Source organism: Streptomyces sp. ISL-99 (assembly GCF_018614005.1).
In the GTDB taxonomy this organism is placed as follows: Bacteria; Actinomycetota; Actinomycetes; order Streptomycetales; family Streptomycetaceae; genus Streptomyces; species Streptomyces flavidovirens.
This window is the reverse complement of the sequence record NZ_JAGGPC010000031.1, coordinates 1-18233: the sequence shown is the minus strand read 5'-3', so window position 1 is coordinate 18233 and position 18233 is coordinate 1. Positions and strand designations below refer to the sequence as shown.

19 protein-coding genes, 1 tRNA gene and 1 pseudogene are annotated in these 18233 nt (G+C 71.0%); 8 read left to right on the top strand and 13 right to left on the bottom strand.

Features of this window, described 5'->3' with window-relative positions; all coding sequences use genetic code 11:
- Positions 1-106 precede the first annotated feature (106 nt).
- On the top strand, positions 107-1075 hold the full coding sequence (locus tag J7E91_RS19695; protein WP_214906545.1) for a helix-turn-helix domain-containing protein: 969 nt from the start codon (positions 107-109) through the stop codon (positions 1073-1075).
- Positions 1076-1118: 43 nt separating this feature from the next.
- Here the strand turns inward: J7E91_RS19695 and J7E91_RS19690 are convergent, their stop codons facing one another.
- The 9 genes from J7E91_RS19690 to J7E91_RS19650 form a co-directional block, all read right to left on the bottom strand.
- Positions 1119-1859, bottom strand: a complete 741-nt coding sequence (locus J7E91_RS19690) for a D-Ala-D-Ala carboxypeptidase family metallohydrolase (protein ID WP_214906543.1) — start codon at positions 1857-1859, stop codon at positions 1119-1121.
- Between the two features lie 144 nt (positions 1860-2003).
- Positions 2004-2636, bottom strand: coding sequence for a peptide deformylase (def, locus tag J7E91_RS19685; RefSeq protein WP_214906541.1), 633 nt, complete (start codon positions 2634-2636; stop codon positions 2004-2006).
- Positions 2637-2733: 97 nt separating this feature from the next.
- Complete coding sequence (locus J7E91_RS19680; RefSeq protein WP_028811741.1) at positions 2734-3720, bottom strand: hypothetical protein; 987 nt, start codon at positions 3718-3720, stop codon at positions 2734-2736.
- Positions 3721-3835: 115 nt separating this feature from the next.
- Positions 3836-5113: an HD domain-containing protein gene (locus tag J7E91_RS19675; protein ID WP_308376796.1), complete on the bottom strand. Its 1278-nt coding sequence runs from the start codon at positions 5111-5113 to the stop codon at positions 3836-3838.
- 88 nt (positions 5114-5201) lie between these two features.
- On the bottom strand, positions 5202-6626 hold the full coding sequence (locus J7E91_RS19670) for an HD-GYP domain-containing protein (RefSeq protein WP_214906540.1): 1425 nt from the start codon (positions 6624-6626) through the stop codon (positions 5202-5204).
- Positions 6627-6791: 165 nt separating this feature from the next.
- Positions 6792-7118: a mycothiol system anti-sigma-R factor gene (rsrA, locus tag J7E91_RS19665; protein WP_214906538.1), complete on the bottom strand. Its 327-nt coding sequence runs from the start codon at positions 7116-7118 to the stop codon at positions 6792-6794.
- Positions 7115-7774 (bottom strand): sigma-70 family RNA polymerase sigma factor, encoded by a 660-nt coding sequence (locus J7E91_RS19660; RefSeq protein ID WP_214906647.1) that lies wholly within the window; start codon positions 7772-7774, stop codon positions 7115-7117. Before J7E91_RS19660 ends, rsrA begins: the two co-directional genes overlap by 4 nt.
- Positions 7775-8008: 234 nt before the next feature.
- Positions 8009-8653, bottom strand: coding sequence for an alpha/beta family hydrolase (locus tag J7E91_RS19655; RefSeq protein WP_214906536.1), 645 nt, complete (start codon positions 8651-8653; stop codon positions 8009-8011).
- 64 nt (positions 8654-8717) lie between these two features.
- Complete coding sequence (locus J7E91_RS19650) at positions 8718-9533, bottom strand: SOS response-associated peptidase (protein WP_214906534.1); 816 nt, start codon at positions 9531-9533, stop codon at positions 8718-8720.
- A 49-nt stretch (positions 9534-9582) separates the two neighbouring features.
- On the opposite strand from J7E91_RS19650, the gene J7E91_RS19645 reads away from it, so the two are divergent.
- The 4 genes from J7E91_RS19645 (at position 9583) to J7E91_RS19630 (ending at position 13185) form a co-directional block, all read left to right on the top strand.
- Positions 9583-10296 carry a M50 family metallopeptidase gene (locus J7E91_RS19645; protein ID WP_214906526.1) on the top strand — a complete coding sequence of 238 codons (714 nt, stop codon included), beginning with the start codon at positions 9583-9585 and terminating at the stop codon, positions 10294-10296.
- 105 nt (positions 10297-10401) lie between these two features.
- Complete coding sequence (aroA, locus tag J7E91_RS19640; RefSeq protein WP_214906524.1) at positions 10402-11745, top strand: 3-phosphoshikimate 1-carboxyvinyltransferase; 1344 nt, start codon at positions 10402-10404, stop codon at positions 11743-11745.
- Between the two features lie 14 nt (positions 11746-11759).
- On the top strand, positions 11760-12770 hold the full coding sequence (gene rsgA / locus J7E91_RS19635; RefSeq protein WP_214906523.1) for a ribosome small subunit-dependent GTPase A: 1011 nt from the start codon (positions 11760-11762) through the stop codon (positions 12768-12770).
- Between the two features lie 91 nt (positions 12771-12861).
- Positions 12862-13185, top strand: coding sequence for a multidrug efflux SMR transporter (locus J7E91_RS19630; RefSeq protein ID WP_028811751.1), 324 nt, complete (start codon positions 12862-12864; stop codon positions 13183-13185).
- Here J7E91_RS19630 and J7E91_RS19625 read toward each other — a convergent pair.
- On the bottom strand, positions 13151-13906 hold the full coding sequence (locus J7E91_RS19625; protein WP_214906521.1) for a TetR/AcrR family transcriptional regulator: 756 nt from the start codon (positions 13904-13906) through the stop codon (positions 13151-13153). The two genes, J7E91_RS19630 and J7E91_RS19625, sit on opposite strands and share 35 nt — an antisense overlap.
- A gap of 158 nt (positions 13907-14064) precedes the next feature.
- Between J7E91_RS19625 and hisN the strand changes: the two genes are divergently transcribed.
- Entirely contained in the window at positions 14065-14859 is a 795-nt protein-coding gene (gene hisN, locus J7E91_RS19620) for a histidinol-phosphatase (RefSeq protein ID WP_214906519.1), read from the top strand.
- Positions 14860-15044: 185 nt separating this feature from the next.
- Positions 15045-15449 (top strand): cyclic nucleotide-binding/CBS domain-containing protein, encoded by a 405-nt coding sequence (locus J7E91_RS19615; protein ID WP_214906517.1) that lies wholly within the window; start codon positions 15045-15047, stop codon positions 15447-15449.
- Between the two features lie 64 nt (positions 15450-15513).
- Here the strand turns inward: J7E91_RS19615 and J7E91_RS19610 are convergent, their stop codons facing one another.
- Positions 15514-16983 carry a catalase gene (locus J7E91_RS19610; protein ID WP_251015950.1) on the bottom strand — a complete coding sequence of 490 codons (1470 nt, stop codon included), beginning with the start codon at positions 16981-16983 and terminating at the stop codon, positions 15514-15516.
- 126 nt (positions 16984-17109) lie between these two features.
- Here J7E91_RS19610 and J7E91_RS19605 point away from each other — a divergent pair, with 126 nt between their 5' ends.
- Positions 17110-17526: a Fur family transcriptional regulator gene (locus tag J7E91_RS19605; RefSeq protein WP_214906506.1), complete on the top strand. Its 417-nt coding sequence runs from the start codon at positions 17110-17112 to the stop codon at positions 17524-17526.
- Positions 17527-17670: 144 nt separating this feature from the next.
- Here the strand turns inward: J7E91_RS19605 and J7E91_RS19600 are convergent.
- Positions 17671-17744 (bottom strand) — tRNA-Met (locus tag J7E91_RS19600).
- A 98-nt stretch (positions 17745-17842) separates the two neighbouring features.
- Positions 17843-18233, bottom strand: a pseudogene (locus J7E91_RS19595) (sel1 repeat family protein); the annotation flags it as partial.

The window sequence follows — 18233 nt, the reverse complement described above, 5'->3', positions numbered from 1 at the left end:
GAGGTAGTTCAAGAAGGTTTCCATGACGTCCACTCTGGTCTTCGCGGTCCAGAAAAGTCAGTGGCAGGACTGTCATGGAACCTCGAATTGCTGCCACACTGCTCGCATGCTGAAAAACGTGGCCGTGGCGCTCGTCGACGGAGTCAACCCCTTCGAACTGGGCGTCATATGCGAGGTGTTCGGAATCGACCGGAGCGATCAGGGGCTGCCGGTCTACGACTTCGCTGTCTGCGCCGCCGAGCCCGGCCCGCTCGCCGCCCGCTCCGCCGCCTTCTCCATCTCCGTACCGCACGGGCTCGACCGGCTGGAGAGCGCCGATCTCATCGCCGTCCCCGCCGACCAGCACTGCGAGGCCCGCACCTACCCCGAGCCGCTCCTCGACGCCCTGCGCCGGGCCGTCGACCGTGGGGCGCGGGTGCTCAGCGTCTGCTCGGGCGCGTTCGTGCTCGGGGCCGCGGGGCTGCTGGACGGGCGCCGGTGCACGACCCACTGGCGGCACTCCGACGAGCTGGCCCGCCGCCATCCGCGCGCGAAGGTGGAGCCCGATGTGCTGTACGTCGACGAGGGTCCGGTCATCACGTCGGCCGGGACCGCCGCCGGGATCGACGCCTGCCTGCATCTCGTCCGGCAGGAGCACGGCTCGGAGGTCGCCAACACCATCGCCCGCCGCATGGTCGTACCGCCGCACCGCGACGGCGGCCAGGCGCAGTACATCGAGCGTCCGCTGACGCACGTGCGCTGCGACACGGTGGGCGGCGTGCTGGCCTGGATGGAGCGGCACCTGGACCAGGAGATGACCGTGGAGCAGCTCGCGGACCGGGCCCACATGTCGCCCCGTACGTTCGCGCGGCGCTTCCTCCAGGAGACGGGCACGACGCCGTACCGCTGGCTGCTGCGGCAGCGGGTGCTGCTGGCGCAGGAGTTGCTGGAGGCGACCGACGACACGGTGGACGCGATCGCGGGCCGCGCGGGCTTCGGGAACGCGGCGGCGCTGCGCCATCAGTTCGTACGGTCACTGGGGACGACGCCGAACGCGTACCGCCGCACCTTCCGGGGGCCGTCGGTGGCCGCGTAGGGCCTGGCGCCGGCCGCCCCGGAAGGCCTCGGGACCGGACGGGTCAGGAGACGCCGCAGCTCGACGCGGACCAGTAGCGGCTCGCGCGGTGGTCCACGTGGGTGTGGTCGCTGTGGCCGGGATAGCCGGGGCCGAGGATGCCGTTGAAGCCGTGGTTACGGGCCTGCTTGGCCAGGGTGCACAGGGAGTGCGGGCCGGCCCCCAGGTCGGCGGCGTCGCCGTACAGGTGGCGGCTGCTCGATGCTCCGCCGACTGCGTCGTTGCACACGTGCGAGCGGAAACCGCTGGTGACGGTGATCGGCTGGTCGCCGAGCGCGTGCCGTAGCGCTTCGAGCTTCCACATGGTGCGCAGGGCGTTGGACTTGGCGGTGGCCGCGCTCACCGCGCCGCCCTCCCAGGTGCTGTTGCAGTCGTTCAGCTCGGCGTAGCTGAAGTGGACGGGCGTGCAGTCGTCGTCCTGGAGGGCGTAGAGCTTGCTGAAGGTGGCGCTTCCCGCGACGCCGTCGGAGGCCATCCCGTACGCGGACTGGAAGCGCTTGACGGCGGCTGTGGTCGCGGGGCCGTAGTCGCCGTCGATGGCGAGCACCGCGCCGTAGCCGGGGTAGCCGCCGAGTCGTATCTGGAGCTGGGTGACGTCGGCTCCGGTGGCTCCCTGGGAGAGGGTGCGGGTCCAGGTGTAGCAGCCGTCGGCGTGCGCGGTGCTCGCGGTGGCGACCGTACCGGCCAATGCGGCGACCATGAACATGACAAGCGACAGGACGGATCTCGCCGTGCGTCGGAGCATGGGACCTCCATACCGAGGAGCGGAGGAGCGGGGGCACGCCCGAGACTGACGCCGCCGCGCACGCGCGTCAACAGGGCGACTGCCCTGGTCATTTGTCGGACCAATGGCAATCGCCCCACGGCGACGGCGGCAACGGCGGGGAAATCAGTCGTTCGGAACGGTCTCGTAGCGCGGCGCGCCCTCGGCCATCTGCTTCAGCGCGTCCTTGCGGTCGCGCTTCGACAGGCGGTCGATGTACAGGTAACCGTACAGGTGGTCCGTCTCGTGCTGGAGGCACCGCGCGAAGTAACCGGTGCCACGCACCTTGATCGGCTTGCCCTGGGCGTCCTGGCCGTGCACCACCGCGTAGTCGGGGCGGCCCAGTTCGGCGTACGCCGTCGGGACGGACAGGCAGCCCTCATTGGCCTCGTCGAGGTTGCGCCGGTCCTGCGGAAGCTCCTGGAGGACCGGGTTGCAGACCACGCCGACGTGGCGTACGCCGTCGTCGTCCGGGCAGTCGTAGACGAAGACCTTGAGGTCGACACCGATCTGGTTGGCGGCCAGGCCGACACCCTCGGCCGCGCGCTGGCTGGCGAACATGTCGTCGATCAGCGCGGCGAGCTTGTCGTCGAACTCCGTGACGTCCTTGCACTCCTTGTGGAGGACCGGATTCCCGACAACGGTGATGGGGCGGGCGGTGCCACGCTCGCGGTACGCCCGCTCGCGCTCCTCGGTGTTCTCCGTGTCCACGACGAACCCGTCGTTGATGACCTGCTGGTCCGTCTCCTGCTGCGCCATGTCCGCCGTACGCCTTCCTCAAACCCAAAGAACCCAGGAACCCGGAAATACCGGATCCGATGCCCGTACAGCCTACGGGCAGGCTCCGGCGGACCTCTCAGCAGACTTCTTCGAGATCCCGCCACTCGCGGCTGTCGGGGTTGTCGGCGACCCACCCGTCGAGCAGCCCGCGCACCAGTCCGGCGGGCGCCGCGATGCCGCACTCGCGCTCCGGCAGCCACAGCTCACCGGCGCCGGCCGTGCGGTGCCCGAGCGGACCGGGGTGGCCCGGTTCGCTGTGGTCGTGCGGGTCGAGGTGCTCACCGTCGCCCTCGTCGCTGGGCATCTGCGACTCGGAGCAGGAGCGGCAGAGCAGCCGTACGGACGACGACCAGTCCTCGGCGGCGAACCCCGCGTCGGCCGCCAGCCGCTCCAGGGCGTCCCGGTCGGCCTCGGTGGCCGCCTCAAGGAGAACCACCCAGGTCGGCACGGGCGACGGCGCCCACAGCTCGATCTCGTCGAAGACGGGGAAGGACGGGCCCGCGGCGGTGACGCGCTCACCGTGCGGTACGCCGTCGTGCAGGACGACCTCGCCCCAGCGACGCCCGGAGGACGGCAGCGGGATCGAGAGCACCTCGATCCGGGCCGGGTCGAGCCTGCGGCCCCACACCACCTCGGCCTCGCCCTCGGGCGAGAGGCGGACGGCGGCGCTGCCCAGCTCCATGCCATGGGGCTCGCCGCTCTCGGTGGGCTCGCCGGGGACCTTCAGGCCGTACGCCTGCCAGGCGCGGCGGGCCAGCGGCCAGTCCTGGAGCGCGGTGGCCGCGATGCCGACGTTCCACCAGTCGGGAGCGCCCGTCTCACGGTCGAGGAGCGCGACGGCGCGCAGGCCGGCGGAGCGCGCCTGCTCCCAGTCGTGCCGGAACTTGTGCAGCAGCGCGAGGTTGAACCAGGACTCCGACAACCAGGGTTCGAGGTCCGCCGCGCGTGTCAGCAGCGCTCCCGCGTCCTCGTACCGACCGTCACCGATCAGCGTGAACGCGCGGTCGGTGGCCTGCCGCCACGAGGCGGATGGCCGATGCCGTACCTTCCCGAAGATCTTCACGATTCCCGCCTGTCCCGCCTGCCGGTCGCTGAAGGTCAGTCCCCCCGGACGCCCTCTTGTTCCTCTTCTTCGCATCCAACCATGCCGGGTCGGAGGGCCGCTCATTACCCATGGGTTACCCAGGTGGGGACGGGGTCAGACCGCCCCGTGACAGGACACGCGCCAGGGATTCCACGACCTCGGGCTGATAGTCGCGGCCGGTGCCCAGACGCAGCTGTTCCAGGGCGCTGAGCGGCCCGCCCAGTCCACCTCCGCTTTCCCCCGACAGATCGTCGTATGCATTGACGGCGCGGACGATACGTGCGGAAAGCGGCTGCTCCCGGTACGGGTCCGCCTGCCGCTCCACGACCACCGCGACCTCGGCGGGGACTCCGGTCTGGCGTACGACCGCTCCCCCCAGCAGGGCGATACGCCGCTGTTCGGCGGGCGGGAGCGAGGCGGTGGCCCCGGCCGGGACGGGGTCGAGGAGTGACAGCTGTCCGATGTCGTGCATCAGCGCCGCGTACTCCAGGACGGTGAGGTCGGGCTCGGAGAGCCCCAGCTCACGCCCGACGGCGCGGCTGAGCAGCGCGACGCGGCGGGCGTGGCCATGGGGGGTGTAACCGGCGATCTCGGTGGCGCGGGCGAGTGAGGTGATGGTCTGGCGGTACGTCGTACGGACGGCGGCGTACCGGCGGAAGGACAGCTGCGTGAGCAGCAGGGGCACGCAGAAGACGGGCAGGGCCCACAGCCCGGCGACGGCGACGCCGAGCGCCATGACGGCGCCGGTGGCACAGACGGCGGAGCCGATCCCGAGCAGCGCCCGCAGCTCGTCGCGGAGAAGCGGTCCGTACGGGTAGCCGGTGCGGGCGCGGGCCATGGTGGCGGCGAGGACGGCGTCGCACAAAGCGGTGAGCACGAGGAGAAGCAGGAGAAGGAGCGCGTGGTACGGCCCGTGGCCGACCCACTTCCCCCACAGCCCGGAGTTGTAGAGCGGCTGAAAACAGACGGCGGCGAACGCGACGGTGAGGACGCGGCGGGCGACGTGGTCGAGGGCGGGCCCGTGCCCGGCGGCGATGTGCGGCACGGCGCCGGCGAGGGCGGCTGCGACGACGACGGCGACGACCTGGAGGGCGCCGTGGGTGGTGGGCTGCCCGGCTATCTGGCCGAGCAGGGCGTACGCGAGGGCCCCGGCGGCGCCGAGCGGCGCGGGCTCGCGCTCGGCGGGCAGGGCGGAGGGGGCCGCCCCCGGTACGCCCCACCGGGAAAGCTCACCGAGGAGGATGAGCGCACCGAAGGCGAGCGCGATACCGGGTTCGGTGATCCCGTACCAGAGGGTGTCGCCGAGGGCGTAGACGGTGAGGACGACGGCGGCGCCGTACACGAGCACGAGGGCAAACACCGGCCCCCTCACGCGCCACGCTCCACGGACGGAGGGGGTTTTCCCCTACCCGGGAAAGGCTCCGCAGGACACCCCTTCGGCCCGGGCGCCGGGGCGGGGCTCATGTGGGCCGGCCCGGGTCGTGGGACCGCGCGGCAGCGACCGGGGGGACGGCGTCCCCGCCCGGAACAGGGCCGCAGGACCCGTCGATCCCACGCGGTGGCGGGACGTTTCCTCTGGGGTCGGACTGTTCGTCCGAAGTGACCCGGTGGTGCCAGCCCTGGCGGGCCAGCGCCCGGGTGAGCGCCTCCACCATCCGCGGATCGAACTGCGTTCCGGCGCACCGCTCCAGCTCGCGCAGCGCCGTCCCCACCGGCCGCGCCCGCCGGTACGACCGCGTCGACGTCATCGCGTCGAACGCGTCCGCCACGGCGACAACCCGCGCGAACTCCGGAATCTGGCCACCCGCCAGCCCGTACGGATAACCGCTCCCGTCGAGCCGCTCGTGATGGTGCAGGATCGCCGCCCGCGCCTCCCCGAGAAAGCCGATGCCCCGGACCATTTCGTGCCCGTACTCGGGATGCAGCTCGATGATCCGCCGCTCCTCGGGGGTCAGCGGCCCGTCCTTGCGGAGCAGCCGCGTGGGGACGCCGAGCTTGCCGACGTCGTGCAGGATGCCGGCGAAGCGCAGGACCTCGACGCGCTCCTCGTCCATGCCGATCTCGCGCGCGATCATCACCGAAGCGCGGCCGACCCGTTCGCTGTGCCCGCGCGTGTACTGGTCCTTGATGTCGACCGCCTGCACGAGGGCGCGGATGGTCGCCTGGTGGGCGGCGCGCTCGCGGTGGTACTGCGCGAAGACCCAGCAGGAGATGTACATGGGCAGAAGGACGAAGAGCGCGGCGAGCGCCCCGTACGGACTGCGCCACAGCACCGCCATCATCAGCCCGGCCAGCCCGTGCACACAGTGCGGCGCCACCGACCGCAGCAGCAGCCCCCGCCACGCGGTACGCACGGGCAGCCGCTCGGCGGTGCAGAGGATGCCGCCGTCGAGGGCGGTCAGGACCAGGCAGAAGGCGAGGACGGCGGCCCCGGCGGGCAGCAGGACGTACGGAAAATCAGGCGCCGCACCGACCGCCCCGCCCCCCAGCGACGCACCGCCGTCCAGGAACGTGCAGACGTGCGCCGCGGCCCACGCGGCGAGCGCGAGCTGCGCCGCCCGCCAGGCCCGCCGTACCGCGCGCGGGCGCCGCTCGACATGGCCGACGAGCGCGCCGGGTACGGCGACGAGCGCGGCGGCCGACGGCGGCAGCAGCAGTACGGCGGCGAACAGCACCGGGAAGAAGGAGCCCGCGCCGACCCGCACCGCGCTCACGAGGAACGGCCGCCGCCCGAGCAGCTCGCACGCGGCGTAGGGGGCGGCGAGCAGCGCGGTGGTCGTCCAGGGGGTGCCGGCGCCCGGCCGCAGAGCGGGGAGCGCGCAGCAGACGGCCGCGACCAGCGCACACAGAATGTACGCACGCGCCGTTACTGATAGAGCTCTCACCGGCTTCGCTCCTGTTGTCCCGGTACGCCCGCCACAATTCGTGCGCCAGGCTAGCGAGTTGGGCGGAGCCGGAGACGACGAAGCGGCCGATTAGCACCTTCGAGTGATAATCGGCCGACTTCGCCACAAGCGGTGAGGGAGGGAGGAGCGGGGTGAGCGGGGAGGCTACGCCTCGTTGGCGGCGGCCGGCAGGTCGGCGGCCGTCGTGGCCGTCACGTCCTGCTCGGGCACGGCCTGCCCCGACCGGATCAGGTCGATACGGCCCATGACCTTGGATCGCAGGTCGGCCGGTACGTCGTCACTGCCGCAGCAGCGCTTCACCAGCTTCTTCACGGCCTGTTCGAGGCCGTACTTCTCCAGGCACGGGGAGCACTCCTCGAAGTGCACCTCGAACTTGGTGCAGTCGCTGTCGGGCATCTCGTGGTCGAGGAACTCGTAGAGATGATCCAGGACCTCAGAGCAGTCAGTCTCGTGCGGCTCTCCGCAGCTCATGAGCCCGAACCTTTCCCGTTGTTCGACTCGCCGGCACCGGCCGGGACCAGCCCGCGCTCACGTGCGTAGTCCTCAAGCATGCCGCGCAGCTGGCGGCGGCCCCGGTGCAGCCGGGACATCACCGTACCGATGGGTGTTCCCATGATGTCCGCGATCTCCTTGTACGCAAAGCCCTCTACATCCGCGAGGTAGACCGCGATGCGGAACTCCTCGGGGATGGCCTGCAGCGCGGACTTGACGTCCGAGTCGGGCAGGTGGTCGAGCGCCTGCGACTCGGCGGAACGCAGGCCGGTCGACATGTGCGACTCGGCGCGCGCGAGCTGCCAGTCCTCGATTTCCTCGGCGCCACTGCGCTGGGGTTCCCGCTGCTTCTTCCGGTACGTATTGATGAAGGTGTTCGTCAGAATGCGGTAAAGCCACGCCTTCAGATTCGTACCTTCACGGAACTGGTGGAAGGACCCGTACGCCTTGGCATACGTCTCCTGCACCAGGTCCTCCGCGTCGGCCGGATTGCGCGTCATGCGCAGCGCGGCCGAGTACATCTGGTCGAGGAAACCCAGCGCGTCGCGCTCGAAACGCGCGTTGCGCTCGGCGGTGCTCTCCTCCGCCGCCTGGCCGTCGTCGGTCCCTGTGTCGGTCCCAGTGACCGGACCCACCTCCTCCAACGCCGTGGCGGGGCCGAATGCGGACCCGCTCGAATCGGAGGATAGACGACGATCCTGCCCGGCCGCCGCCCGACGAGGGGCGGCCTTGGCCGCACTGAGCACCGTCCACTCCAGGTCAGCGGTGTTCGAGCGGCTCGGGCAGATGGTCGATCCCATGCGACGGACTCCCTCTCCACGTACGTGCGGTGTATGTCGACGCACGCAATAACAGAGGTGGGGCGCTCATCATTCCCGCAGCCCGTCGATCCAGTTCCCCACGGCGTCCGTGATCGTCCCGACGACCTCCTCCGGGGTGGTTCCGGCCTTCTTCGGTACGGCGAACCCGTGATCCCCGTACGGCACCTCCACGAGGTCGTACGCCCCGTCGGGGAACTCCTCGGGCTTCCCGAAAGGATCGTTTCCGCCCTGTACGACCAGGGTGGGGACACCGGCGCCCAGCAGCTCGTCCGCCCGGGACTTCTCGGGACGGCCGGGCGGGTGCAGCGGGAAGCTGAGGGCGAGCACGGCGTGCGCGCCCAGTTCGGCGGCGGTACGGCAGGCCACCCGCGCGCCGGCGCTGCGACCGCCGGCCACGACCGGCAGCCCGGGACGGAGCAGGGCGGGCCACAGCCCGCGCCATCCGGCGTCCAGGGTCTTGGGCGCGGGGGCGACCTTCTTCCCCGCCACCCGCCAGGGCTGCTCCACCAGGGCAACACTCACTCCACGCGCGGGCAGCGCGGCCGCGAGCCCCTGAAGGTCGCGCGCCCCGATCCCGCCGCCCGCGCCGTGGCTCACGGCCAGCACGGCCCAGGGCGCCGCGGCCTCGGCCCAGGTGATGCGCGCCTGCCCGACATCCGTCTCAACCGTCTCGCTGTGCGTCACGGCACCCATCCTGCGCCTGCGGCGCGGTGTGCTCAATCACCGCCGCCCCCGCATCCCGCACGCACGCGCCACCTCAGAACAGCGTCTCCACCTCCGGCGCCGCCAGCTCCTCCAGCAGCTCCGGCCCGTTGTTGCGCACGTTGCTCACAGCGGTGGTCACGGGATAAGCCCGCATCAGCCCGCCCGGCGGCGGCGCCGCCAGCTCCTGTACGGCCTCGATGTCCGTACGGGCCGGGTCCAGCCACGCGTCCCACCGGTCCGGCGTCAGCATCAGCGGCATCCGGGGGTGGATGTCGGCCAGCGATCCCGGCCCGGCGGCCGGCGCGACAGCCAGCGGTGACTTCTCCGCCTCGGTGGTGATGACGGTGCACGTCACCCACCACGCCTGCGGATGTCCCTCCGGCAGCGTCCGGTCGCGCCAGAAGTCGTAGAGTCCCGCCATCGCCATGACCGACCCGTCCGCCGGCGTCACGAAGTACGGCTGCTTTCGCGGCCGCTTCTTCTTCCCCTGCTCCTCCAGCTGCCGCTCGCCGGCCCCGGTGACCCACTCGTAGTAACCGTCGGCCGGAATGAGGCAGCGCCGCGAGACGAACAGCCGCCGGAACGACGGCTTCTCGTGCACCGTCTCCACCCGCGCGTTGATCATCCGTGCCCCGCCCTCGGGTGACTTCGCCCACGAGGGCACGAGCCCCCACTTCAGCTTTCTCAGCTGCCGAACCGGTTGCTTGTCCTGTGCGTCCTTCACAGGACGCACAAGTACGACGTGCACCTCCTTCGTGGGCGCCACGTTCCAGTCCGGGGCGAGCGCCTCCTTGGGCTCCCACTTCTGCACATCGAACAGCCCGACGAGATCCTCGGGCCTCCGGCTCGCTGCATACCGTCCGCACATAAGTGCCAGACTGCCACGACTGCCCGCACCTCAAGGAGCCGCCCGGAAAATGGACAGCACCCAGCTCGGCGATCTGTGGGACCGCATCTTCGGTACGCAGCCCGATCCCGACCAGTGGCTCGTGATCGCAACGGCCTTCGCCGCACTCGCCGTCGTAGTCCCGCGCACCGTCTGGCGTCTGACGCGCAACGCCATCACCATCGCCCACGAGGGCGGCCACGGCCTGATCGCCCTGCTCACGGGCCGCAGCCTGGACGGCATACGTCTCCACTCCGACACCAGTGGCCTGACCGTCAGCCGGGGCAAGCCGACCGGCATCGGCATGATCCTCACGGCCGCCGCGGGATACACCGCCCCCTCCCTCCTGGGCATCGGCGGCGCCTGGCTGCTCGCCGCCAACCACATCACGCTCTTCCTCTGGATCGCGACTGCCCTGTTGCTCGCGATGCTGGTGATGATCCGCAACGCGTACGGCGCCCTGACCGTGATCGTCACCGGCGCCGCCTTCCTCCTCATCTCCTGGCTGACGACCCCGCAGGTGCAGGCGGCCTTCGCGTACGCCGCCGTCTGGTTCATGCTCATCGGTGGCATCCGGCCCGCCTTCGAGCTCCAGTCGAAGCGCCGTCACGGCGGCGCCCCGGACTCGGACGCCGACCAGTTGTCGCGGCTCACGCACGTACCGGCCCTTGTGTGGCTGTTGTTCTTCCACACGGTGTCGGTCTGCGCGCTGCTGGGCGGCGGCCGCTGGCTGCTCGGGCTGTGAAACCGCCGTTACTGGGCGCAGCGCACGAGCATCACTGAGTTACGCCCGGGTTTCGCCACATTTGATCAAGATCCGGGTTCGCCGGGAGCCATTAAAGTGATGGCCATGACCGAAAGCCCCGTGCACCCCGCCCTCTGGCCCGCCCCGCGCGCGGGCGAAGCCGTCGACGCGACCGTCACCGTGCCCGGATCGAAATCGGTCACCAACCGCGCTCTCGTCCTGGCCGCCCTCGCCGCCGAGCCCGGATGGCTGCGCCACCCGCTGCGCTCCCGCGACACCCTGCTGATGGCCGACGCGCTGCGCGCGATGGGCGTCGGCATCGAGGAGACCGTGTCGTCCAGCTCGTCCGCCACGGGCGAGCTCGACGGTTCCGGCGAGGCCTGGCGCGTCATCCCGGCGGGTCTGCACGGCCCGGCCACGGTCGACGTCGGCAACGCGGGCACGGTGATGCGCTTCCTGCCGCCCGTCGCGGCGCTCGCCGACGGCGAGGTCCGTTTCGACGGCGATCCCCGTTCGTACGAACGCCCGCTCGGCGCGGTCATCGATGCGCTGCGCACCCTCGGCGCCCGTATCGACGACGACGGCCGCGGCGCGCTCCCGCTGACCGTGCACGGCAGCGGCGCACTGGATGGCGGAGCGGTCGACATCGACGCGTCCTCGTCTTCCCAGTTCGTGAGCGCGCTCCTGCTGTCCGCCCCGCGCTTCAACCAGGGCGTGGAGGTACGTCACACCGGCGCCACCCTCCCCTCCATGCCGCACATCCTGATGACCGTAGACATGCTGCGCGCGGTCGGCGCCCAGGTGGACACCCCCGAGTCCGGCGGTGAGCCCAACGTCTGGCGGGTCTCCCCCGGCGCCCTGCTCGGCCGCGACCTGACCATCGAGCCGGACCTGTCCAACGCGCAGCCGTTCCTCGCCGCCGCGCTGATCACCGGCGGCCGCGTCACCATCCCCGACTGGCCCGAGCGCACCACCCAGCCGGGCGACGCGCTGCGTGAGATCTTCACCGAGATGGGCGGTTCCTGCGAGCTCACCGAGCAGGGCCTCACCTTCACCGGTACGGGCACCGTCCACGGCATCGACGTGGATCTGGGTGACGTCGGTGAGCTGACCCCCGGCATCGCGGCGGTCGCGGCCCTGGCCGACTCCGAGTCCGTCCTGCGCGGCGTCGCGCACCTGCGGCTGCACGAGACCGACCGGCTGGCCGCCCTCACCAGGGAGATCAACGCCCTCGGCGGCGATGTCACCGAGACCGAGGACGGGCTGCGCATCCGGCCGCGCCGCCTGCACGGCGGGACGTTCCACACGTACCACGACCACCGCATGGCGACCGCGGGCGCGATCATCGGCCTCGCCGTCAAGGACGTACAGATCGAGAACGTGGCCACGACCGCCAAGACACTGCCCGACTTCCCGCAGATGTGGACCGGAATGCTCGACGGAAACTGACGGGGCCTGACGACATGCGCCGCTACGGCAAGAACCCCGACGAAGACGACATCCGGACCCGCCCGAACCCCAAGGGCAACCGGCCTCGCACCCATACCCGCCCCAAGCACGAGGACGCCGTCGAAGGCTTCGTCGTGACCGTCGACCGGGGCCGCATCACCTGCCTCGTCGACGACCGCACGGTGATCGCGATGAAGGCCCGCGAGCTGGGCCGCAAGTCCGTCGTCGTGGGCGACCAGGTCGCCATCGTCGGCGACCTGACGGGCGACAAGGACACCCTGGCCCGCATCGTCCGGGTCGAGCCGCGCCGCTCGGTGCTGCGCCGTACCGCCGACGACGACGACCCGTTCGAGCGGGTGGTCGTCGCCAACGCCGACCAGCTGGCGATCGTCACCGCGCTGGCCGACCCCGAGCCGCGCCCGCGCATGATCGACCGCTGCCTGGTCGCGGCGTACGACGCCGGGCTCACGCCACTCCTCGTGCTGACCAAGGCGGACCTGGCCCCGGCGGACACCCTCCTGAACGCTTACCGACCCCTCGGCGTCCCCTACATCGTGACCAGCCGCGAGGAGCTGGAGAACGGCGCGGCGACCGAGCTGGTGCGCAAGCACCTGGAGGACAAGGTGACGGCTTTCGTCGGCCACTCGGGCGTCGGCAAGACGACCTTGGTCAACACGCTGGTACCGAAGGACCTCTGGCGTACGACCGGCGTCGTCAACGCGGTCACGGGCCGCGGCCGGCACACCACCACCTCGGCGCTCGCGCTGCCGCTCACGGGCGTGCCCGGCTGGGTGATCGACACCCCCGGCGTCCGTTCCTTCGGGCTGAACCACGTGGACCCGTCGCGCGTCATCCTCGCCTTCCCGGACCTGGAGCCGGGGACGGAGGGCTGCCCGCGCGGCTGCAGCCACGACGAGGCGGAGTGCGCGCTCGACCAGTGGGCGGCCGACGGTCACGCCGACCCGGCCAGGCTGGACTCGCTGCGCCGGCTTCTGGCCACGCGGGAGCGGCGCGAAGGCGACTGACCGCGTCACGTTTACGCCTGCTGACGTCTGGTAAGTGCATAATCGCACCGAGTCAGACGAAGCAGTCACCGACGCGGGGAGGCGACCGACCATGGCGTGGCTGCTGGTGATCGTGGCAGGACTGCTGGAGACCGGCTTCGCCGTGTGCCTGAAGCTGTCCCACGGGTTCACCCGGCTCTGGCCGACGGTCGCCTTCGCCGCGTTCGCGCTGGGCAGCTTCGGCCTGCTGACGCTCGCGCTGAAGAAGCTCGACGTGGGACCGGCGTACGCGGTGTGGACCGGCATCGGCGCCGCCGGCACCGCGATCTACGGGATGGTCTTCCTCGGCGATGTGGTCTCGACGCTGAAACTGGTCTCGATCTCGTTGGTGATCATCGGCGTCATCGGGCTCCAGCTCTCGGGCTCGGCCCACTGACGCCGCGCCCCGGCCCGCCGTGACCCGCCCCTCCGTGACGCGCCCCGCCGAGAGCGGTCCGCAGCAGCCGCGCGAAGTCGTCCGCCGACGCCGTGGGTGCGACGACGTACGAGAGAGCGAGACGGACGGTCAGCTCACAGCGGTGCGCGATGTCCGCCGCCTCCGCCTTCGTACGTCCAATCCCGAGCGCGGCGAGCGCCCTGTCCCGTACCGCCGCGACCAGCTCGGCGGGCCCCGGTGAGCCGTCGTCGGCCCGGCGCTGGGCGGGCACCGGGGACACCGAGACGCTGAGGGCGTACCTCGCGGGGCGGGGCGCGGGCAGCCGCTCGCCCCAGCAGCCGGTGAGCAGGGCGCGGACGAGCGGACTGGTGCGGGCGGCGCCGACGGTCCACTCGGCGACGGCCACGAGCCGGTCATGGACGCCCGGCGTCCGCGCGGCCGCCGGATCGGCGGTCCCGTTACCCGGCCGGTCGGCCGGCCTCGCCGCTGTCCATTCGGCCGTCCCGCCGGCCAGCACCCGCTCGACGCCCGCCAGATAACCGCCGGCCTCACGGCGCACCAGCGCGCGGGCGAGGCCGTCCTTGCTGCCGAACTCGTTGTAGAGGGTCTGCCGCGAGACACCGGCCGCCGCGGCCACGCCGACCATCCGCACCCCGGACCACGGCCGGGGTGCGAGCGCGGTGAGGGCGGCGTCCAACAAGGCCTCTCGCGCTGTGGGCATCGCGTTGCCTCCCCGGCTGCTCCGGTCTCAGAGTTGACGCGCCGCCGGGCCCTGTCAATGGCCCGCGCGCCGTGGCGTAGGGAGCGTACGGACGGAGGACCGGGCCCGCACAGCGAGACCGTGTGGTTCGGGCACAACGCGGTCGATACTGTTCAGTCATGCCCGACTATCACGATGATCTGCGCTTTGCCCATGTTCTCGCGGATGCCGCGGACGCCACGACGATGGAGCGCTTCAAGGCTCTGGATCTCAAGGTCGAGACCAAACCGGACATGACGCCGGTGACGGAGGCCGACAAGGCCGCCGAGGAGCTGATCCGCAGCCATCTGCACCGCGGCAGGCCGCGTGACGCCGTTCTGGGCGAGGAGTACGGGCTCCAGGGCACGGGCCCGCGCCGCTGGGTGGTCGACCCGATCGACGGCACGAAGAACTACGTGCGCGGTGTGCCGGTCTGGGCGACGCTGATCTCACTCATGGAGGCGGGCGAGCACGGCTTCCAGCCCGTGATGGGCGTCGTGTCCGCACCCGCGCTGGGCCGCCGCTGGTGGGCGGCGAAGGGCGCCGGAGCGTACACGGGACGCAGCCTCACCTCGGCGACCCGCATCCACGTCTCCAAGGTCAACGAGATCGCGAACGCGTCCTTCGCGTACTCCTCGCTCAGCGGCTGGGAGGAGCGGGGCCGGCTCGACGGCTTCCTGGACCTGACCCGCGACTGCTGGCGGACGCGCGGATACGGCGACTTCTGGCCGTACATGATGGTCGCCGAGGGCGCGGTGGACATCTGCGCGGAGCCTGAGCTCTCGCTCTGGGACATGGCCGCGAACGCGATCATCGTCCAGGAGGCGGGCGGCGTCTTCACCTCCCTCGAAGGGGTGACGGGCCCTCACGGCGGCAACGCGGCGGCGTCCAACGGCCTGCTCCACGAGGAGATGCTGAACTACCTGCGCGGCTAGCCGCCTGCGGCCCCCCGTGCGCCGGAAACCGGCGCGCGGGGGCGTGTGATCGCCGCAGACACCCTCCCACGCCCCCTTGTTGCCTTCCCGTCCGGCTGTCACTCTGTGAGTCCCCCCACTTGTGAACTTGTGAATCGGTTCTCGTATCGCTCGACGCCCGCTTCACCAAGGAGGTGGCTCCGTCCATGCTCGTCCGTGACGCCATGAGCACGGTGGTCCTCACCATCGGCCCCGCCCATACGCTCCGCCAGGCAGCCCGTCTGATGGCGGAGCGCCGCGTCGGGGCGGCCGTCGTCCTCGACACCGACGCCGGCGGACTCGGCATTCTGACCGAACGCGACATCCTCATCTCCGTCGGGTCGGGCCAGGACCCCGACCTGGAGACGGCCGGCACCCACACCACCACCGACGTCGTCTTCGCGGCGCCGTCCTGGACCCTGGAGGACGCCGCCGACGCCATGGCGCACGGCGGCTTCCGGCACCTGATCGTGCTGGACGGCGAAGGCCCCGTGGGCGTCGTCTCCGTACGCGACATCATCCGCTGCTGGGCACCGAGCCGCCGCCGGCAGACCGCCTCCCTCGTGGGCTGAGCGCGAAGGAAGGCCGGACTCCCCTGGGGGAATCCGGCCCTCCGCCTACGACAAGCGGTCCGTACTAGCCGCGCAGGGCCTGGACCGCGGCTTCCAGCCGCTTGCCGAAGTCACCGTCGGCCTGACGGAAGTTGTTGACGGCGCGCTCCGCGATGTCGTCGCGCGACACCTTGGAGATGAACTGGGCCAGGTTGTCGATGAGACGGCCCTTCTCGTCCTCGGACATCAGGCGGTAGAGGTTCCCCGCCTGGACGAAGTCGTCGTCCTCGGCGTGACGCGGGGCCTCGTGGTTGCCCGTACCACCGGTGACCGGGACGGACTCCCACAGCGGCCGGTTGGTCTGGGCGGGGCCGCCGAAGCTGTTGGGCTCGTAGTTCTTGGTGCCCTTGTGGCGGCCGTCGTACAGGTAGCCGTCACGGGAGTTCGTCCGCGCCTCGGTGGCGTGCGGGCGGTTCACCGGCAGGTGGTCGGCGTTGATGCCGACGCGGTAGCGGTGGGCGTCGCCGTACGCGAAGAGGCGGCCCTGGAGCATCTTGTCGGGGGACGGGCCGATGCCCGGCACGAAGTGCGCGGGGCTGAAGATCGACTGCTCGACCTCGGCGAAGATGTTCTCCGGGTTGCGGTTGAGCTCCAGCTTGCCGATCTCGATCGGCGGGTAGTCCGCGTGCGGCCAGACCTTGGTCAGGTCGAACGGGTTGAAGCGGTACGTCGCCGCCTCGGCCGCCGGCATGATCTGCACCTGCACGGTCCAGGACGGGAACTCGCCGCGCTCGATGGCCTCGCGCAGGTCGCGCTGGTGCGAGTCGGGGTCGACGCCGGAGAGGCGGTTGGCCTCGTCGGTGGTGAGGTTCTTGATGCCCTGGTCGGTCTTGAAGTGGTACTTGACCCAGAAGACCTCGCCGGCCTCGTTGTTCCACTGGTACGTGTGCGAGCCGTACCCGTTCATGTGGCGCAGCGTCGCCGGGATGCCGCGGTCACCGAACAGCCAGGTCACCTGGTGCGTCGACTCGGGGCTCAGGCCCCAGAAGTCCCACACGTTGTCGGCTTCCTGCGAGCCGGTGTACGGGTCGCGCTTCTGGGTGTGGATGAAGTCGGGGAACTTGATGGCGTCCTTGATGAAGAAGACGGGCGTGTTGTTCCCGACGAGGTCGTAGTTCCCCTCCTCCGTGTAGAACTTCAGCGCGAAACCGCGGGGGTCGCGCACCGCGTCCGCGGAGCCGAGGTTGCCCGCGACGGTGGAGAAGCGCAGGAAGGTCTCGGTCTTCTTGCCGACCTCGGAGAGGAACTTCGCGCGCGTCCACTGCGAGACGTCACGGGTCACGGTGAAGGTGCCGTACGCACCGGCGCCGCGGGCGTGAACGATGCGCTCCGGGATGCGCTCACGGTTGAAGTGGGCGAGCTTCTCAAGCAGCGCCTGGTCCTGAACCAGAACGGGGCCGCCTACGCCAGCGGTCTCGCTGTTCTGGTTGTCGGCGACCGGCGCGCCGGCCTCCGTGGTAAGCGGTCCCTGCGTCACGTGCGCCTCCTGCGTCATACCTGCAAGTCCTGTCCCTTGGCGTTTGCCGCTCCCGATCCTACAATGGACTTTGTCTAAGTCAAGCAGACATCCAAAGACACACCCATTCGGGACCAGGGTCCCCTCACTGTTAGGCTGGACCGCATGAGTGACCTGTTGGAACGACTGCGCGGACGCGGCTGGCGTATGACCGCTCAGCGGCGCGTCGTGGCCGAAGTCCTCGACGGGGACCACATCCACCTGACCGCCGACGAGGTGCACGCGCGCGCCGTGGCGAAGCTGCCCGAGATCTCCCGGGCGACCGTGTACAACACGCTGGGCGAGATGGTGTCCCTCGGCGAGGTGATCGAGGTGTCCACGGACCGCCGGGCGAAGCGGTACGACCCGAACGCCCACCGCCCGCATCAGCACCTGGTGTGCGCGCAGTGCGGCGCCATACGCGACGTACACCCGGTCGGCAATCCGCTCACGGACCTGCCGAACTCCGAGCGCTTCGGCTTCACGATCTCGGACGTAGAGGTGACCTACCGGGGCACGTGCCCCAACTGCGCCTCCGCCTGACGCCGCCACGCGGTACATGAAAGGGCCCGGCACCGGATTCCGGTACCAGGCCCTTTCACGTACGTACGGGTGCGCGCACCCGTGTCCGTATACGACGAGGGCCCGGATCTCTTTCGAGATCCGGGCCTTCGGCTACTTCTTCAGTAGCGGGGACAGGATTTGAACCTGCGACCTCTGGGTTATGAGCCCAGCGAGCTACCGAGCTGCTCCACCCCGCGTCGGTAAACACGACTGTACGTCGCACCGCCGACCAGCGCAAATCCGTTCCCGTACGCGGTGAAGAAACGATCCGCCAGTACCCGCTGCCCCACGCGGTCTACGCGGTGAGCTCCTGGTGCAGCGCCTCGCGCAGGCGCGCGGCGCGCTCGGCGACCTCGGCCGGTCCGAGCTCGACGGCCCGCGCGCACCACCGCTCGCCCTCGTCCAGCTCGCCGTGGCGGGCGGCGAGCAGCGCGAGGCGCAGCGCGGCGCGGCCGTGGCCCGCGTGCGCGGCGCGGGACCACCACAGGGCGGCCTCCGGCTCGCTGCCCTCGCGGGCCAGCAGCAGACCGAGGTTGAAGGCGCCGTTGCGGCTGCCCGCCTCGGCGGCCTCCCGGTACCAGCGCGCGGCGCCCTCCAGGTCGCCCCGGCCCGCGGCGAGCATGCCGACGCGCACCTGCGCGCGGCGGTGACCCTGCTCGGCGGCCCGCTCGTACCACTCCTCGCAC

Bases quoted from the DNA above. Each gene is read 5' to 3' on its own strand.
- J7E91_RS19695 (WP_214906545.1), top strand. From the start codon at position 107: ATGCTGAAAAACGTGGCCGTGGCGCTCGTCGACGGAGTCAACCCCTTC.
- J7E91_RS19690 (WP_214906543.1), bottom strand. From the start codon at position 1,859: ATGCTCCGACGCACGGCGAGATCCGTCCTGTCGCTTGTCATGTTCATG.
- def (WP_214906541.1), bottom strand. From the start codon at position 2,636: ATGGCGCAGCAGGAGACGGACCAGCAGGTCATCAACGACGGGTTCGTC.
- rsrA (WP_214906538.1), bottom strand. From the start codon at position 7,118: ATGAGCTGCGGAGAGCCGCACGAGACTGACTGCTCTGAGGTCCTGGAT.
- J7E91_RS19655 (WP_214906536.1), bottom strand. From the start codon at position 8,653: ATGGGTGCCGTGACGCACAGCGAGACGGTTGAGACGGATGTCGGGCAG.
- J7E91_RS19650 (WP_214906534.1), bottom strand. From the start codon at position 9,533: ATGTGCGGACGGTATGCAGCGAGCCGGAGGCCCGAGGATCTCGTCGGG.
- J7E91_RS19645 (WP_214906526.1), top strand. From the start codon at position 9,583: ATGGACAGCACCCAGCTCGGCGATCTGTGGGACCGCATCTTCGGTACG.
- aroA (WP_214906524.1), top strand. From the start codon at position 10,402: ATGACCGAAAGCCCCGTGCACCCCGCCCTCTGGCCCGCCCCGCGCGCG.
- rsgA (WP_214906523.1), top strand. From the start codon at position 11,760: ATGCGCCGCTACGGCAAGAACCCCGACGAAGACGACATCCGGACCCGC.
- J7E91_RS19630 (WP_028811751.1), top strand. From the start codon at position 12,862: ATGGCGTGGCTGCTGGTGATCGTGGCAGGACTGCTGGAGACCGGCTTC.
- J7E91_RS19625 (WP_214906521.1), bottom strand. From the start codon at position 13,906: ATGCCCACAGCGCGAGAGGCCTTGTTGGACGCCGCCCTCACCGCGCTC.
- hisN (WP_214906519.1), top strand. From the start codon at position 14,065: ATGCCCGACTATCACGATGATCTGCGCTTTGCCCATGTTCTCGCGGAT.
- J7E91_RS19615 (WP_214906517.1), top strand. From the start codon at position 15,045: ATGCTCGTCCGTGACGCCATGAGCACGGTGGTCCTCACCATCGGCCCC.
- J7E91_RS19610 (WP_251015950.1), bottom strand. From the start codon at position 16,983: ATGACGCAGGAGGCGCACGTGACGCAGGGACCGCTTACCACGGAGGCC.
- J7E91_RS19605 (WP_214906506.1), top strand. From the start codon at position 17,110: ATGAGTGACCTGTTGGAACGACTGCGCGGACGCGGCTGGCGTATGACC.